This is a genomic window from Dactylosporangium sp. NPDC000521, from assembly GCF_042898305.1.
GTDB lineage: Bacteria > Actinomycetota > Actinomycetes > Mycobacteriales > Micromonosporaceae > Dactylosporangium.
In genome coordinates this window covers 91341-107269 of record NZ_JBIAYW010000023.1, presented here as the reverse complement: position 1 = coordinate 107269, position 15929 = coordinate 91341, and the positions used below count along the sequence as shown (strand labels likewise).

Sequence of the window (15929 nt, the reverse complement as noted above, 5' to 3'; positions counted from 1 at the left end):
CTGCTCGCCGAGATGGACGAATGGGGCCCGGAGAAGGTGGTCTGCGTTCAGGATCAGCGACTGGGCATGCGCGGGGTGCTCGTCATCGACAACACCGCGCGCGGGATGGGCAAGGGGGGCACCCGGATGAGCCCGACGCTCACGGTCACCGAGGTGGCCCGCCTGGCCCGCACGATGACGTGGAAGTGGGCGGCCGTGGACCTGCTGTTCGGCGGGGCCAAGGCGGGCATCCGGGCCGATCCGGCGTCGGCGGACAAGGAGCAGATCCTCCGCTCGTTCGTGCGGCGCCTGCACAACGAGGTTCCGCGGGAGTACGTGTTCGGACTCGACATGGGCCTGACCGAGAACGACGCCGCGATCGTGGCCGACGAGCTGGGCCGGGCGGCGGCCGTCGGAACCCCGGCCGAGCTCGGCGGCCTGCCCTACGACGAGCTGGGCATCACCGGCTATGGCGTGGCCGAGGCCGCTGACGCCGCGTGCACGCGGCTGGGCCGCCCGCTCGCCGGTGCACGGGTCGCCATCCAGGGCTTCGGCGCGGTCGGCCGGGCCGCCGCGCGCCGTCTGGTCGAACTGGGCGCTGTCGTGGTGGCCGTCTCCACCGTCCGGGGCGGCGTGTATCGCGCCGACGGACTGGACGTGGCCGCACTGCTGGCCGACGCCGCCAAGCTGGGCGACGCCTGCGTGGACGGCCGGGCCGATGCTACGCCACTGCCCGCCCAGGACGTGCTCCACGTCGCCGCCGACGTACTCATCCCAGCTGCGGTACAGGATGTCCTGCACGGCCGGGACGCCGAACGGGTACAGGCCGCGCTGCTGGTTGAGGGGGCCAACCTCCCCACCACCGTAGAGGCGCAGGCCGAACTGGCCCGGTGCGGCGTCACTGTGGTTCCGGACATGATTGCCAACGCCGGTGGCGCTATCGCCGCCGCGTATGCCATGGACGCACGGACCTCTTCCTTCCCGCCCGACCCGCGGGTCGCATACACCATGGCGGCGGAGAAGATCCGGGCGAACACCGAACTGGTGCTCGACCTGGCGGCACAGCAGGCGGTCACGCCGCACCGGGCCGCGCGCAACCTCGCGCAGAGCCGGGTCCGCCGGGCGATGGTCCTCAAGGGACGGATCCGGGCGGGCGCTGATGATCGAGTCTGTTGACGAGCACTTCGTCCGGCAGGTCACGTCGTGGACGAGCGAGCCGGACGGTGCTGACGACCCCGACGGCGACCGTGCGGCCGAGTCGCTTGAGGTGCTGTGGGCCTACTTCGATGCGCAGGTGCAGAGCCGCCATCTCGACTTCGCGGCGCGCTGGTTGCAGGAGCAGGGCGAGGGCTTCTACACCATCGGCTCGGCCGGGCACGAGAGCAACGCCGCGGTCGCCATGGCGTTGCGCCCCACCGACCCGGCTCTGCTGCATTACCGGTCCGGCGGGTTCTTCGCGGCCAGGGCCCGTCAGGTTCCGGCATCGACGCCGATCGCCGACGTGCTGCGCGGCCTGATGGCGGTGGCCGACGATCCGATCTCCGGTGGGCGGCACAAGGTCTTCGGCCATCCCGCCTACGGCATCATCCCCCAGACCTCGACGATCGGCTCGCACCTGCCGCGCGCCGTCGGGCTGGCGTTCTCGATCTGCCGGGCCGCGGCGCTCGGTGTCACGCCCCGGTGGCCGGCCGACTCGGTCGTCGTCACCAGCTTCGGTGACGCCTCGGCCAACCATTCGACCACGGTCGGTGCTCTGAACGCGGCGGCCTGGTGCACGCACCAGGGACTGCCCGTGCCCCTGCTGATCGTCTGCGAGGACAACGGCATCGGCATCAGCACCAAGTCGCCGCCCGGCTGGATGGAGCACGCGCTGGCCCGCTACCCGGGTATCCGGTACGCCCGCGTCGACGGAGCCGAGCCGGAGACGACGCTGGCCACGGCCCGCGACGTCGCCGCGGCGGTTCGGGCCGAGCGGCGGCCGGCGATCCTCCACCTGAAGACGGTGCGGTACATGGGACACGCCGGCTCCGACGCGGAGCTCGCCTACCGGTCGCGAACCGAGATCGTCCGCGACTACGCCCGTGACCCGCTGCTGGCCACGGCCCGCTGCCTCGTCCGGCGCCAGCTCGCTACGCCGACCGGCATCCTGGAGCGGTACGAGGCCACTCGTGCCGAGGTGATGTCCCAGGCCAGGGCGCTGCTCGGTGGGAAACGGCTGGGCGACGCGGCGCAGGTCATGGCCCCGATCGCGTTCCCGCCCGCCGCCACCATCCCGCCGCCCCGCCGGCCGCTCGACGCGCCGGCGCCGGACGGAGAACCGGCCGCGACGCTGGCCCAGGCCATCAACGCGGCCCTCGCCGACGTGCTCGCCGAGCGGGCCGAGGCGGTGGTCTTCGGTGAGGACGTCGCCGCGAAGGGCGGCGTCTACGGAATCACCCGGGGCCTGTCGAAACGCTTCGGCAGCGGCCGGGTCTTCGACACCATCCTGGACGAGCAGAGCATTCTCGGCGCCGCGCTCGGCGCCGCGCTGTCGGGGCTGCTGCCGATACCGGAGATCCAGTACCTGGCGTACCTGCACAACGCAGAGGACCAGCTGCGCGGTGAGGCGGCCGGCCTGGCCTTCTTCTCCAATGGTCAGTTCCGCAACGGTCTGGTCGTGCGGATCGCCGGGCTCGCCTACCAGCGCGGGTTCGGCGGCCACTTCCACAACGACAACTCCGTCGCGGTCCTGCGCGACATCCCGGGCGTCGTCATCGCGGTGGCAAGCCATCCGGCCGAGGCCGGAGACCTGCTGCGCACCTGTGTCGCCCTGGCACGCGACGAGGGCCGGGTGTGCGTCTTTCTCGAACCGATCGCGCTTTATCACACCCGCGACCTGCATCGGCCCGGCGACAGCCAGTGGACGGTGCCGCGCTCGGGGGCGCCGGTCTCGGCGGGCGGTGGCGCGTTCGGCCGGGTCAGTCTCCACGGCTCAGGCCCCGACCTGCTGATCGTCACCTTCGGTAACGGCCTGCCGATGAGCCTGCGGGTCGCGGGGCGCCTCGCGGAGCAGTCGATCCACTGCACCGTCCTCGACCTGCGTTGGCTGGCACCGCTGCCGGCCGCCGACGTCGTGGCGGAAGCACGGCTGTTCGCCAGAGTGCTGGTCGTCGATGAAACGCGCCGCGCCGGTGGCGTGTCCGAGGCCGTGGTCGCCGTGCTCAACGACAACGGGTACCAGGGCCGCGTCGCCCGGGTCAACAGCGACGATTCCTTCATCCCCCTCGGACCGGCGGCCGATGCGGTCCTGCTGTCGGAACCGCAGATCCTCGCGGCGGCCCGCAGCCTGTGCGCCGAGCCCCCGAGCACGCCTCTGGTCGAAAGGAACGCGACATGACGAGCCCGCTCGCGCTGTTCGACGCCGAAACGCTGATCCCGCCCGATGACGCGGCCATCCGGGACGTCGTACGGCAGTTCGTCGCCGACCGCATCCGCCCCGAGATCGCCGACTGGTACGAGGCCGGCGCCCTGCCGGCCCGCGAACTCGCCAAGGAGCTCGGCGCCCTGGGCGTGCTCGGCATGCACCTCGAGGGCTATGGCTGCGCCGGCACCAGCGCCACCGCGTACGGGCTCGCCTGCCTTGAGCTCGAGGCCGGCGACTCCGGCCTGCGCTCGCTCGTGTCGGTGCAGGGCTCGCTCGCGATGTTCGCCATCCACCGGTTCGGCTCGCCGGAGCAGAAGGACGCCTGGCTGCCCCGCATGGCGGCCGGCGAGGCCGTCGGCTGCTTCGGCCTCACGGAACCCGACGTCGGTTCCGACCCCGCCGGAATGCGCACCACGGCCCGCCGGGCCGGACCGCAGGAAGGCGCGGACTGGGTGCTGAACGGAAACAAGATGTGGATCACCAACGGCAGCATCGCGGACGTGGCCGTCGTGTGGGCGAAGACGCCGGACGGCATCCGCGGGTTCGTGGTTCCGACCGGCACGCCCGGGTTCTCGGCGCCGGAGATCAAGCGGAAGATGTCACTGCGGGCGTCGGTGACCAGCGAGCTCGTGCTGGACGAGGTGCGCCTGCCCGCCTCTGCGATGCTGCCCGGCGCCAGGGGCCTGTCCGGGCCTTTGTCATGCCTCAACGAGGCCAGGTACGGCATCGTCTTCGGCGCGCTCGGCGCCGCACGGGACTGCCTTGAGACAGCCCTCGCCTACGCCGGCGACCGGACGGTCTTCGGTCGTCCCCTGGCCGCCTTCCAGGCGACGCAGCTCAAGCTCGCCGACATGACCCTCGAGCTGGGCAAGGGCATGCTGCTCGCGCTGCACCTAGGCCGTCTCAAGGACTCCGGAGGCCTCCGGGCCGAGCAGGTCAGCCTCGGCAAGCTCAACAACGTCCGCGAGGCCATCGCCGTAGCCCGCGAGTGCCGCACGATCCTCGGTGCTGCGGGAATCACGCACGAGTTCCCGATCATGCGGCACGCGAACAACCTCGAGTCCGTACTGACCTACGAGGGCACCACGGAAATCCACCAGCTGATGATCGGACAGGCTCTGACCGGGCACAAAGCGTTCCGGTGACCACACCGGCATCCGGCCTGCCGGTGGCCTGCTTGACGGTCGTCGCCGCCACCACCGGCGCCCAGGTCGCCATCGACGGCGACCGCGACCGCGTCATCTGAGCGCTCTGCTGCTGACATAGCGGTCGGCGAGCGCCACCATACGTTCGGCGTCGAACGCCGGGCCGTGCCCTGGCAGTACCAGGGACGGTTCCAGCTTGGCCAATCGGTTCATCGACTCCAGATACTGCGGAATGTCCGACCCGTGGAGCCGGTCCAGCAAGGTTCCCTCGTAGAGCACGTCACCGGTCAGCAGCATCCGGGTCTCCCGCACCATCAGCGCGATGCTGCCCGGCGTGTGTCCAGGCAGGTGGAGCACCTCGAGGGTGAGATTGCCGAGATCGATCTGCTCGCCGTCGCTCAGCGACCTGGTCGGCGTGACGGGACGCAGCTCGTAGTCCTTGACGAGCCAGTCGGCGGCGGGGGCCGCGGTCACCAAAATCTCGGGCATCGATGCGATCGCCGCGCCGTCCATGCCCAGAATTCTCATGAGCTCGGCGCCCACGAGAGAGCCCTGGCCACGACGCCAGGGCTCCTCGGCCGGATGAGCCCAGACCTGACTGAACTCGTGAGCGGACCCCATGTGGTCGAGGTGGCCGTGGCTGAGCACCGCGACAGGTTCGGCCAGCCCGAGATGCTCCACGACGAACGCGCGCATCGACGCGACACCCAGACCGCAGTCGAAGAGCAGGTTGCGACGGGCACCCCGGACCAGCCACGAGTTGGCACACAGGAACGGATGCACGTGGGGCTCTTCGATCAGCGTCACGACCTCATTGATCTCGGTGGCGCGGAACCAGTCCTCCACCACCGGGAGCCGCCCCGTTGTCATGCCGGCCCACTGCCGGCGGTGTGCTCGGTGAGCCATCCGGAGTCGCCCCGCGGGGCCGACGCCAGCAGCTTCACGGTGTACGGGTCCTCGGGTGCGTCGATGACCCGATCGGTGGGTCCCGACTCGACCACGCGGCCACGGTGCATCACGTACACCCGCTCGGTCACCTGCCGAACCACGGCGAGGTCGTGGGTGATGAAGACGTAGCCGATGCCCCGCTCGTCGCGGAGTCGACCGAGCAGGTTGAGGACCTGCGCCTGGACGGAGACGTCGAGCGCGGACACCGACTCGTCGCAGATGAGCAGCCGTGGTCGGGTGGCCAGTGCCCTGGCAATGGCGACCCGCTGCCTCATACCGCCGGAAAGTCCACCGGGGCGGCGCTGTGCGACGCTCGGATCCAGGCCGACCTCATCGAGCAGGCGGGCCACTTCGTTGTCGACGTCAACGGTTTCGGGACGGTGTGTGAGCACGGCTTCCCGCAGGGTCCAGCCGACGGTTCGCATCGGATTGAGGCTCGAGTACGGGTCCTGGAACACGATCTGGACGATGCTCCGGATGTGTTGACGGTCTGCCCGCTTGACCCGCCGCCAATTGGTGACCTCGATCCCGTCGATCACGATGGAGCCCCCGGTCGGCTCTTCGAGCCCGACGAGCATCCGCGCGAGGCTCGTCTTGCCCGACCCGGACTCGCCAACGATACCGATGCTCTCGTTGGCCCTGACTTCGATGGAGACGTCGGCACAGGCGCTGACACCGGTGCCGTACACCTTCGAGAGAGCGTGGGTCGTGACGATGGGCTTTCCGCCGGCTGGTTCGACAGGTGGGTGAGGTTGCTCGATCTCGCGGCGCTGGTCCTCCATCTCGGGCCGGATGGCAAGGATTCGCAGGCATGCGGACTTGCGGCCCGGCTCCACCTCGATCAATGCCGGTGCTGCCTGCCCGCACGCCGGTTCGACCCAGGTACAGCGGGGTCCGAACACACAGCCACGTGGGGTCGTGTCCGGGCTCGGAACCGATCCGGCGATCGACACGAGCTTGTGGAGGCGCCGATCGATGGGCGGCTCCGAGAGCAGCAGCGCCTGACTGTAGGGGTGAAGTGGTGCCGTGTCGAGCTGGTCCGCCGGCCCCTGCTCGAGCACGGTTCCCGCGTACAACACGTACGCGCGGTCACACATCGAGAACGCCACCCGCAGGTCATGGGTGATCAGGATGAGTCCCATCCCGCGGGCTGCCTGGATCCGCTTGATGAGCGCGAGGATGTCCCGCTGCGTCGTGACGTCAAGGGCGGTGGAGGGCTCGTCCGCGATGAGTATCCGAGGATCCCGCGCCAACGCTGCCGCGATGCCCACGCGCTGCCTCATGCCACCGGAGAGCTGGAACGGATAGCGGTCGGCGACGGTCGGATCGGTGATGCCCACCTCTGCCAACCGGCGCACGGCCTCCTCGCGGTCCTGACGCCGATTCCGGTGCCGCCCCGGTTGCAGCGACTCCGCGACGATGTCGCCACAACGCATGATCGGGTTCAGCATCGTGAACGGGTCCTGCATGATCAGGCCGATCTCGCTGCCTCGAACCGATCGACGCCATTCGCGCTCCGAAAGCCCGAGAAGTTCGCTGCCACCGAGTTCAACGCTGCCGGACGCGCGCAGCCCTCGGGGAAGCAGGCCCGCGATGGCGCGAGCGGTGACCGACTTTCCGCTGCCGGATTCACCCACGATGCCGACGGCCTCACCGGACTCGACGGCGAGGTTGACCGACGAAACGATCGCTTGGACGCTCTCGCCGGAACGCCTTTCCACCGTCAGGTCCTTCACCGTCAGCAACGGTGCATGCGACGACGTCGCCTTGATCGAAGTGTTCACGCCACTCACGCCCTTCGCCGCAGTCAACGCGACATGCCTCGGTTCGACATGCGCTCATGGATCCAGTCGCCGGCCAGGTTCATCGACGTCGCGGTCAGTGCCAGCATGAGACCCGGTGCGAGCGCGGCCAGCGGTTGGCTGAAGAGCAGGCTCTCGTTCTCTGCGAGCATCAAGCCCCAGTCGGGCGTGCCGGGCGCAACCCCCAGGCCCAGGAACGAGAGCGCGGCAAGGACGCCGACAGAACTCGCGAAGACGAGAAAGGCATTGGCGAGAGCGGTGGCGGACACGTTCGGCCAGATGTGGTGCACCATGATGCGCCGGTCCGAGACGCCCATGACCTTGGCGGCCTCCACATATGGCCGTGGCACCTGCTCCAGTGTCGCTCCGCGAACCACGCGCGTGTCGAAGGGCGCCGTGAGCGCGATCATCAGGCCCACTGCCAGCCAGTAGCTCGCTCCGACCGCGGACGCCACGACGATGAGGACCAACAACGTCGGGATGGACCACATGAAGTCGGCCCAGCGCATGATCACCGCATCCACGCGGCCGCCGCGATAGCCGGAGACCAGGCCGAGGATGTTACCGATGATCATGGAGCCGAGGGCGATGAGCAGGGGGCCGATGAACGCCGAGCGCGCGCCGACGATCAACCGCGAGAACGTGTCGCGTCCGAGCAGGTCCGTGCCCAACAGATGCGCGCTCGACGGCGCGGCATTGATGTCGGCGAGGTCCTGCGCAGCTGGGTCCTGGGGCGCAAGAAGGGGTCCGAACAGCACCAGCAGGACGACGATGCCGATGACCACGAACGAGACCGTGACAATGGTGAGCCTCGGTCGGCGACGCTTACGCGTAGGCCCGACGCCGAGTTCCGTGCGCTGCAGGTTCATGCTCAGGCTCCCACCCGAATTCTCGGATCCACCAGCATGTAGACCAGGTCAGTCACCAAGGCCGTCAACATGATGAGTGTCGCGGTCAGCAAGGTGACTCCTTGGATGACAGGCAGGTCCTTGGCCCTCGCCGACTGCACCAATAGCTGTCCGAGTCCTTGGACGGAGAAGATCACCTCGATGAGGACGGCGCCGATGATCAGGCCTGAGAAGATCAGCCCGCTGATGGTGATGACCGGGATCAGGGCGTTCTTCAACGCGTAGGAGAACAGCACGCGGCGATACGCCAGGCCACGGGCCTTCGCGAACATGATGTAGTCCTGGTCGAGGACTCCGATCAGCGCCGACCTCGTGTGCTTGACGACGAAGGCGCATCCGCCGAGGGCAAGCGCCAGGGCCGGGAGGGTCAGGTGCCACAGACCGTCGAGGAAGCCTTCGCCCTTGCCGAACGCGGGGAACCAGCCCAGGCGGACGGAGAAGAGATACAGGAGGAATACGGCCAGCACGAAGGTGGGCGTCGACAGCGCGACCACGGTTCCTGCGACCGTACTGCGGTCAGCCGCCGATCCTTGCTTCAGCGCGGCGAGGATCCCGAGACCGACGCCGAGGACCAGGGTGAGCACGAATGCGTACAGACCCAGCAGGAGCGTGGTCGGAGCACGAGAACCGATCTCGTCGGTCACGGGCAGGGAGGTCTGGATGGAACTGCCAAAGTCCAGCCGCACGGCGTCGCCGAGCCAGTGCCAGTACTGCTGGAGAAACGGCTCGTCCAAGTGGTAGCGCTCAGTGAGGGCGGCGACGGCCTCGGGCGTGCGCGGATGAGGACCCAGCAGAGCGTCGATCGGGCTGCCGGGCGCCAGGTAGATGAGCGAGAAGACGGCGAACGAGACCAGCAGGAGCAACAGCACCAGAATGGCCAATCGGCGGGCGACGAACACCACCAGTCCCCATTGGTCGTTCCGCCGGCGCCGGCGCCCCGGCGGAACGACCTCGGCTTGGTTGGTGCCGAGAACGGCTTGAGTCACGCGGCCTTCCCGATCTCCAGTGCCCAGGGACCACGGAAGCGCCAGAACCCGTCGAAGTGGGACCAGGCGAACTCCGGGGACAGAGCGGCAGTTGCATCGATCAGGAACAACGGAACGAACGGCACGTCCACGGCGAAGTCCTGCAGCAGGTCGCCGTAGATCGCGAGCCGCTTCGAAGGGTCGCTTTCACGCTTTCCATCGGCGATGAGCGCGTCGGACTGCGGCGTGCCCCAGTTGGTGGCGTTCCAGTTGCCCTGGGTGGCATTGGCACTGCCGATGCTGTAGTCGAACGCTTCACCCGGATCGGCGGACACGGCACCCCACACGCTGAAGCCGGCTCGAATCGCCTTGCGATCCGCGCCGGTGACCTCGGCGGAGTTGGCTTGCGACGTCTGCACGTCGAGTTTCACGCGGATACCGATCTCCTTGAGCTGGGCGGCGATCGCCTGGCTCGTCGTCGCGAAGGTCTGACCCGAGTCCGAGACCGACAGCGTCGCATCTGCTCCGTTCGGATACTTCGACTGCGCCATCTCCGCCTTCGCCTTGCCGAGATCGAACGGGTAGTCCGTCACCTTCGCGAGCGTGGCGTCGACGTCGTTCTTGCTCCCGAGCTGTGCGAGCAGCCCTGCCGAGATCAGTGTGTCCAGCGGCTTGGCGTACCCGCCGTACGCCTTGATCAAGGACTCCTTGTCCAGGGCGTAGGCCACCGCACGCCGCACGTGGACATCGTCCCAGGGCGCCTGAAGGACGTTCATGCTGAAGTTGCCCTGGTCGCCGGGTCCGGGAGCGGTGAGGATCTTGGTCCCGGCGGTAGATGCGAATGAGCGGTTGTCGAACGGAAAGGCCATGTCGATCTCGTGTGCGCGGAACGCGATCGCCTGGCTCGTCTCATTCGAGAAGAACTTGACAGCGATCCGTTCGATGTTGACCGGCCCTCCCCAGTAGGTCGTGTTCTTCGAGAGCTCGGCGCCCGCCGTCGGACTGAACGAGTCGACCTTCCACGGTCCGGTCCCGACGACCGCCGTTCCGGGATTCCCGAACGTTGCCTTGTGCGCCTCGAAGTGGCTCTGCCCGAAGATGCCCATGGACGCTCGAGTGGGCGCCGACGCCCATGCGGCGTTCGGCTCGCTGAACTTGATCGTCAGCGTGTAGGGCTCTGTTGCCGTGATGCTCGTCAGAGTCGGGGGAAAGTTGTAGGCATTGGTCGAACCCGGCTGGCGGTAGTAGTTCAGCGAGAACGCCGCGTCGCTCGCCTTCAGCTCGTTGCCGTCGGTGAACTTCACGCCCTTGCGGAGCTGGTAGACGTACGTGGTGGCATCGGGCTGGCTCCACGACTCCGCGAGCCAGGGCTTGATCTTGCCGTCGGTGCCCAGCACCAGCAGTGGTTCAAGCGCCAGACTGCCCACGCCCGATCCGTATCCCGCATTGTTCTTGGTGTAGTCGAGGGTCGATACCGGGGTCGATCCAAGGGTCAGCTTGGCGATGGGTCGAGACTTCGACGTTCCATCACCCGGCGCGCCGTCGTTGTTCGAACAGCCTGCTGCCAGGACGGCGAGGGCCGCGGCGACGACGGCGGTGATGCCAGATCGCTTTACCATGCGCTTCTGCCTTCTTCTTGGGAGTGGGTACCGCACTGCGTGATGGACATCGGTCAGCCCGCCCGGTGCACGCGGGGCACCGCGCGGCGATGGAGACGCAACCAGCCGACGGTGCCGTCGCTGCGTCGCAGCAACCTCGCCTCCTGCTCGGAAGGGGTCCCGGGCGACATGAGCAGCGTGTCGCCGGCGGCTCGCTCGATCGGGACGGTCCAGGGCTCCGCGGAAGTCGGTGGGTCCATGTCCTCGAGCCAGTCCCCCAGCACGCTTCCGGCCAGGGACCTGCCACTGTCGTCCTCGCGGATCTCATACCGGTCAAGCATGGTCTCGTATGCGCCGACACAATCCTCGAGCGAACTCTCCGGCAACCGTGTGGCGTGAACATCCTCGATGCCGAAGTACGCCTGCTTGACCCACGCGAGCAGTTCGTGCGCCGCTAGCCAGCCGCCGCTGCCATTGGTGAGTACGGCGATCGCGAAAGAGCGCTCCGGCAGCATCGCGAGCAGGGCCGGCTGGCCGTTCGCGCCCCCGCCGTGCTCGACCATCCGGTCCTCACCGTCTCCGGCGAGCCACCACCCCAGCCCGATGCTCGGCGTGTCCGCCGCTGGGCCGCTGGGCCGCTGGGCCGCGAGGCGAAGGCTGTCGCCGAGGATGGCGCCACCTTCGAGCTGAAAACGCGCGTAGGACAACACGTGCTCGACGCTGGCGACGATTCCGCCGACCGGATTCGAGCTGCGCGGCATCGCCCACGGACGCGCGATCATCGTGCGCCCGTCACGCCGGGTATGACCTACGGCGAAGTTGCGGTGCAGGAGCTCATGGGCGAAGAAGCATGCGCCCTCCAGCTCAAGAGGTTCCAGGATCGAGCGACGGATCACCTGCTCGAAAGGCGCTCCTTCCACGACCTCGAGCACGCGACCCAGCGGATAGAACGCGGCATTGTTGTAGGACCACATCTGCCCGATCGGCGTCGTCTGAGGCAGTTCGGACATGCGGCCGACCATCGCGGCCAGCGCATCGTCGCCCCAGCCCGTGTTGGCGAAGAACTCCCCTTCCCACCCGCACGAGTGGGTCATGCAGTCACGAAGAGTGACCTCCGCTGACACGGCCGCATCTCGGACGGCGAAGTCGGGAATGAACCGGCGGATGGGATCGTCCAGATCGATGTGGCCCTGTTCAAGCTGCTGAAGCAGGGCCATGACGGTGAAGGTCTTGGTGATCGAGCCGATCTGGAACAGTGTGTCGCCGGTGACGGGAAGGGGATGCTCGATGTTGGTGACCCCGAGTCCAGCACTCGCGGCAGCACCGTCGTGAAGGACACCGATCGCCATGCCCGGGACGTGGCCGCGCGACATGGCACGCCGTGCCTGCTCGAGCAGGTCGGGATCCAGCTCTCCGCCGGCGTGTACGGGACGGCCGCTCACGGGAACGCCAACTCGAACACGCGCATCCAGTTCGCTCCGAGGATGCCGTTGATCTCCTGGTCGGCGTATCCCCGCACACTCATGCGCCGGGCCAGCGCATCGATCGACCGCGGATTCTCGATGCCTTGCGGATAGTTCCACGGCGGCGGTGGATAGTCGTCGGCGGTCCAGTCCCCGCTGTCGATCATCTCCTCGTACTCGGCTGAGGTGATCGTGCAGTAGTCCAACCCCAAGCCGACATGACCGGGGCCGACGAGGCTGTCGATGTGGACCATGTGATCGATGAACTGATCGAGCGTGGGTGCGGAGTCGCTCGAGACGAAAGCGGGGAACCCGTTCATTCCCACGATTCCGCCTGATGCCGCGATGCCCTTGATGACCGAGTCAGGCAGGTTGCGCGGGTGGGCGTGCACGGCATGCGCGTTCGAGTGCGAAGCGACACAAGGCCCCGATGACAGCTCCAGCGCCTGGGCGCAGGAACGCCAGCCGGTGTGGGCGAAATCGACCAGGATGCCCAATCGGTTCATCTCGGCGATCATGCGCCGTCCAACTGCGCTCAAGCCTTCGTCGACCGGGTCGAGCGCCCCACCGGCGACCGGGCTGGTCCGGTTGTACGCCAGACCGAACATCCGCACCCCGAGTCGCCAGTACACCTCCACCAGATCGGGGTTGTCGCCCAGCAGGTGCGTGGTCTGGAAGTGCAGGAGAACCGCAAGCCGTCGTTGCGCGGCTGCGTGACGCATCTCCGCCGCGGTCAGCACCAGCTGAAGACGGTCAGTCTCGCGGAGACGTCGGTGGACCGCGCCCAGCGCCGCGACCGCGGAGGCAGGCGCGCTTCCGCCGCCGACGCTCAGCACGCAGGCAGTGAAGCCGCCCTCGATCCAGTCCTGGTAGCCGGACCACCACTGGTCCGGCGTACAGGTTCCGTCGACGATCACAGCGGCTCCCTCTTCCTGTGTTCTCTGCCACGCTGTTGCTACGAGGCCTAAGGTGTAATACCTTACTGGCACGGCGTCAAGGGTTCTCCGAATACCGGCCACAGAGGCATCGCCAGAATCCGCCAGCGCAACCAACCCAGGACGACAAGGAATCCCGTGCAATCGGTAGTGATCGGCAGCGAGCGCAGTGAGGTCGGACTCCCACGCGCGATGGAGATCCTCGCCGCGGGCGGATCGGCGCTCGATGCCGTCGAGGCGGGCCTGATTCTGTGCGAGGACAATCTCGCGGACCACTACGTCGGCACCGGCGGCCTGCCCAATGCCATGGGCGTCGTAGAGCTGGATGCCTCGATCATGGTCGGTTCCACGCGTCAGTTCGGTGCCGTCGGTGCCGTGCGTTCCTATCCCAACCCCATCTCGATCGCCCGGCGCGTCCTGGAGCGACTACCGCAGCACTGCCTCTTGGTGGGCGAAGGCGCCGAGCGGTTCGCTGACGAGAACGGCTTCCAGAAGGCCGAGTTGCTCACCGAGGAAGCCAAAGCCATCTTCGTCTCCGGATTGAAGCCCTCGACCGACTCGGTCGAGGGCGAGGCCACCCCGGCGCAGCAGGGCGACGCTCAGTATCGAGAGACGGCTCTGCGCCTCGTGCACAGGCTCAACCCGCCCGACGGCCCCTGGGGGACCATCGACATCCTGGCGTTGGACCGTGCCGGTGAACTGGTTGTCGGCGTCTCGACCAGCGGATACCCGTGGAAGTACCCGGGGCGCGTCGGGGATTCGGCGCTCCCCGGCGCCGGCAACTACGCCGACATCCGCTACGGCGGAGCGGCCTGCACCGGTCGTGGCGAGCTGAGCATGCGCGCCGTGGGCGCGCACACCGTGGTGAGCGGCCTGGCGCGTGGCCTGGACCCCGACGAAGCCTGTCGCCGCATGCTCCAGGATGCCGCAACGCTGCCCGATGACTTCCGAGCGGAGCTGCGCTGCCTGGCCCTTACGCCCGACGGCCGCCACGGGGCCGCGGCGGGCAAGGCCGGCGGGTACTACGCCGTCATGACCGAGTCCTCCACCGGACCCGAGCTCCATCCCAGAGCGATGCTGTGAAGGTGTTCGTTTCCTCCGACATGGAGGGCGTGGCCGGGGTGGTCGACTGGGAACAGGTCAGCGCCGGCGGCCCGCGTTACGAGTACTTCACGCAGCTGCTGACCGGCGAGATCAACGCCGCGATCGAAGGCGCGATGGCGGCTGGTGCCACAGAGTTCGTCGTCAACGACGCCCACTCCAAGATGAGCAACATCAAACCGGACTCGCTCGCCGGCAACGCTCGGTACCTCTCCGGTCGCTACAAGCCCATGTACATGATGGAAGGGCTCGACGACTCGTTCGACGCGGTGTTCCTGGTCGCCTACCACGGCTCCATGAGCGCGACCGGGTCAGCCCTGTCACACACCTACTTCCGGCCGGCCATCGCGGAGGTCCGCATCAACGGAGTCATCGCGGGCGAGTCGGGAGTCAACGCGCTGGTCGCTGCGGCGCACGGCGTACCGATTGTTCTCGTGACAGGGGACGAGGCCACCGCCGTGGAGACCACTTCGTTCGCGCCGGGGGTGCGGGCGGCGGTCGTGAAACGGTCGGTGAGTCGCTTCGCGGCCGAGTCCCTGCACCCCCAGTCGGCTCGAAACCTCATCCGCGAGACCGCATATCGCGCCGTGTCCGACGCCGAGGCGGCAGCACCACCGCAGTTCGCGGCTCCTTTGACAATGGACATCGCCTTCCACACCTCCGACTACTGCGAGCTCGCGGCCCGTGTGGCGGGGGTCGAACGCACGGGCTCGCACACAGCCGTCCTCCGAGCCGAGGATCCCCTCACGCTCTACCGCTGCTTCGTCACGGTAGTGCTGCTCTGTCGGGGGCTGGTCGAATGACGCCGGCCCGCTCCGAAAGGATCGTGATGACGCAACTCGCCGGACGCACTGCGATGGTCACCGGGGCCGGCAACGGGATCGGCAGGGCGATCGCAACCACGCTGGGCCGAGCTGGAGCGAATGTGGTCGTGGTCGACGTCCTCGGTGACGACGCGGAGCGCACCGCACGTGAGATTACGGCCGACGGCGGCTCCGCCATGTTCGATCAGGTGAACATCGCGGAACCCAGGCAGGTGGAGGGAGTCGTCGCACGCGTGGTGGGCAGCTTCGGCGGGATGGATATCATCGTCAACAATGCGGGCATCGGCGGCACCAAGGCGCGATTGCACGAGGTCGAGCCTGAAGACTTCGCGCGCGTGCTCACGGTCAACATCGGTGGCACCTTCAACTGCACGAAGTACGCCTTGCCTCATCTGATGTCCTCGAAGCACGGCGGCACCGTTGTCAACATCGCATCGACGTACGGCCTGGTGGGGGCTCCGCTGGCTGCGGCCTACTGCTCCTCGAAGGCCGCGATCATCAACCTGACCCGTCAACTGGCTGTCGATTACGGCCCTGAGGGCGTGCGCGTGAACGCGATCTGTCCCGGATACATCGACACCGGGCTGGGCCGGCGTGGACCCACCTTGACCCCGGAGCAGTTCACGGTCGCCACTGAGATCCGGGAGCGGGCGGCCGCGCGACAGCCGCTCGGGCGGCAGGGCACCGTGCAGGAGGTAGCCGACGTCGCATTGTTCCTCGCGTCGGACTCGTCCACGTTCATGACCGGATCGATCCTCGCCGTAGATGGCGGCTGCCTGACAACATTCAACTACGGCGATGCGAGCAACTGAACGGCGGGAGCCATGACATCGCATAGGTTGAGCCGGCGGCAACGTG

Annotated in this window: 13 protein-coding genes; 6 read left to right on the top strand and 7 right to left on the bottom strand. The window is 68.0% G+C overall.

Going from position 1 to position 15929, the window contains the following annotated elements; genetic code table 11:
• The first annotated feature begins 12 nt into the window (after window positions 1–12).
• Genes ACFY3L_RS44965 through ACFY3L_RS44955 form a run of 3 tightly spaced genes read left to right on the top strand, consistent with a single transcriptional unit; the run spans window position 13 to window position 4527 of the window.
• On the top strand, window positions 13–1155 hold the full coding sequence (locus ACFY3L_RS44965) for a Glu/Leu/Phe/Val dehydrogenase (RefSeq protein ID WP_389339331.1): 1143 nt from the start codon (window positions 13–15) through the stop codon (window positions 1153–1155).
• Window positions 1139–3355 carry a thiamine pyrophosphate-dependent enzyme gene (locus ACFY3L_RS44960; RefSeq protein ID WP_389339329.1) on the top strand — a complete coding sequence of 739 codons (2217 nt, stop codon included), beginning with the start codon at window positions 1139–1141 and terminating at the stop codon, window positions 3353–3355. The genes ACFY3L_RS44965 and ACFY3L_RS44960 overlap by 17 nt, the downstream gene beginning before the upstream one ends.
• On the top strand, window positions 3352–4527 hold the full coding sequence (locus tag ACFY3L_RS44955; RefSeq protein WP_389339327.1) for an acyl-CoA dehydrogenase family protein: 1176 nt from the start codon (window positions 3352–3354) through the stop codon (window positions 4525–4527). The genes ACFY3L_RS44960 and ACFY3L_RS44955 overlap by 4 nt, the downstream gene beginning before the upstream one ends.
• 93 nt (window positions 4528–4620) lie before the next feature.
• On the opposite strand, the gene ACFY3L_RS44950 is transcribed toward ACFY3L_RS44955, so the two are convergent.
• From ACFY3L_RS44950 to ACFY3L_RS44920, 7 genes are read right to left on the bottom strand one after another with little or no spacing between them, the layout of a single operon-like run.
• Window positions 4621–5373 (bottom strand): MBL fold metallo-hydrolase, encoded by a 753-nt coding sequence (locus tag ACFY3L_RS44950; protein WP_389339325.1) that lies wholly within the window; start codon window positions 5371–5373, stop codon window positions 4621–4623.
• Between the two features lie 20 nt (window positions 5374–5393).
• Window positions 5394–7259, bottom strand: a complete 1866-nt coding sequence (locus ACFY3L_RS44945) for a dipeptide ABC transporter ATP-binding protein (protein WP_389339323.1) — start codon at window positions 7257–7259, stop codon at window positions 5394–5396.
• Between the two features lie 23 nt (window positions 7260–7282).
• Window positions 7283–8146 carry an ABC transporter permease gene (locus ACFY3L_RS44940; protein ID WP_389339321.1) on the bottom strand — a complete coding sequence of 288 codons (864 nt, stop codon included), beginning with the start codon at window positions 8144–8146 and terminating at the stop codon, window positions 7283–7285.
• Between the two features lie 2 nt (window positions 8147–8148).
• Complete coding sequence (locus tag ACFY3L_RS44935) at window positions 8149–9171, bottom strand: ABC transporter permease (RefSeq protein ID WP_389339319.1); 1023 nt, start codon at window positions 9169–9171, stop codon at window positions 8149–8151.
• The gene (locus ACFY3L_RS44930; protein WP_389339317.1) at window positions 9168–10769 is read right to left on the bottom strand and encodes an ABC transporter substrate-binding protein; all 1602 of its coding nucleotides are present in this window, start codon (window positions 10767–10769) and stop codon (window positions 9168–9170) included. Before ACFY3L_RS44930 ends, ACFY3L_RS44935 begins: the two co-directional genes overlap by 4 nt.
• 53 nt (window positions 10770–10822) lie before the next feature.
• The gene (locus tag ACFY3L_RS44925) at window positions 10823–12190 is read right to left on the bottom strand and encodes a serine hydrolase domain-containing protein (protein WP_389339315.1); all 1368 of its coding nucleotides are present in this window, start codon (window positions 12188–12190) and stop codon (window positions 10823–10825) included.
• Complete coding sequence (locus tag ACFY3L_RS44920; RefSeq protein WP_389339313.1) at window positions 12187–13128, bottom strand: dipeptidase; 942 nt, start codon at window positions 13126–13128, stop codon at window positions 12187–12189. The genes ACFY3L_RS44925 and ACFY3L_RS44920 overlap by 4 nt, the downstream gene beginning before the upstream one ends.
• Before the next feature lie 156 nt (window positions 13129–13284).
• On the opposite strand from ACFY3L_RS44920, the gene ACFY3L_RS44915 reads away from it, so the two are divergent.
• The 3 genes from ACFY3L_RS44915 to ACFY3L_RS44905 are packed head-to-tail and all read left to right on the top strand — an operon-like array spanning window position 13285 to window position 15883.
• Window positions 13285–14229 carry a N(4)-(beta-N-acetylglucosaminyl)-L-asparaginase gene (locus ACFY3L_RS44915; RefSeq protein ID WP_389339311.1) on the top strand — a complete coding sequence of 315 codons (945 nt, stop codon included), beginning with the start codon at window positions 13285–13287 and terminating at the stop codon, window positions 14227–14229.
• A gap of 2 nt (window positions 14230–14231) precedes the next feature.
• The gene (locus ACFY3L_RS44910) at window positions 14232–15050 is read left to right on the top strand and encodes a M55 family metallopeptidase (RefSeq protein WP_389339309.1); all 819 of its coding nucleotides are present in this window, start codon (window positions 14232–14234) and stop codon (window positions 15048–15050) included.
• Window positions 15051–15076: 26 nt separating this feature from the next.
• Entirely contained in the window at window positions 15077–15883 is an 807-nt protein-coding gene (locus ACFY3L_RS44905) for an SDR family NAD(P)-dependent oxidoreductase (RefSeq protein ID WP_389339307.1), read from the top strand.
• Window positions 15884–15929 lie beyond the last annotated feature (46 nt).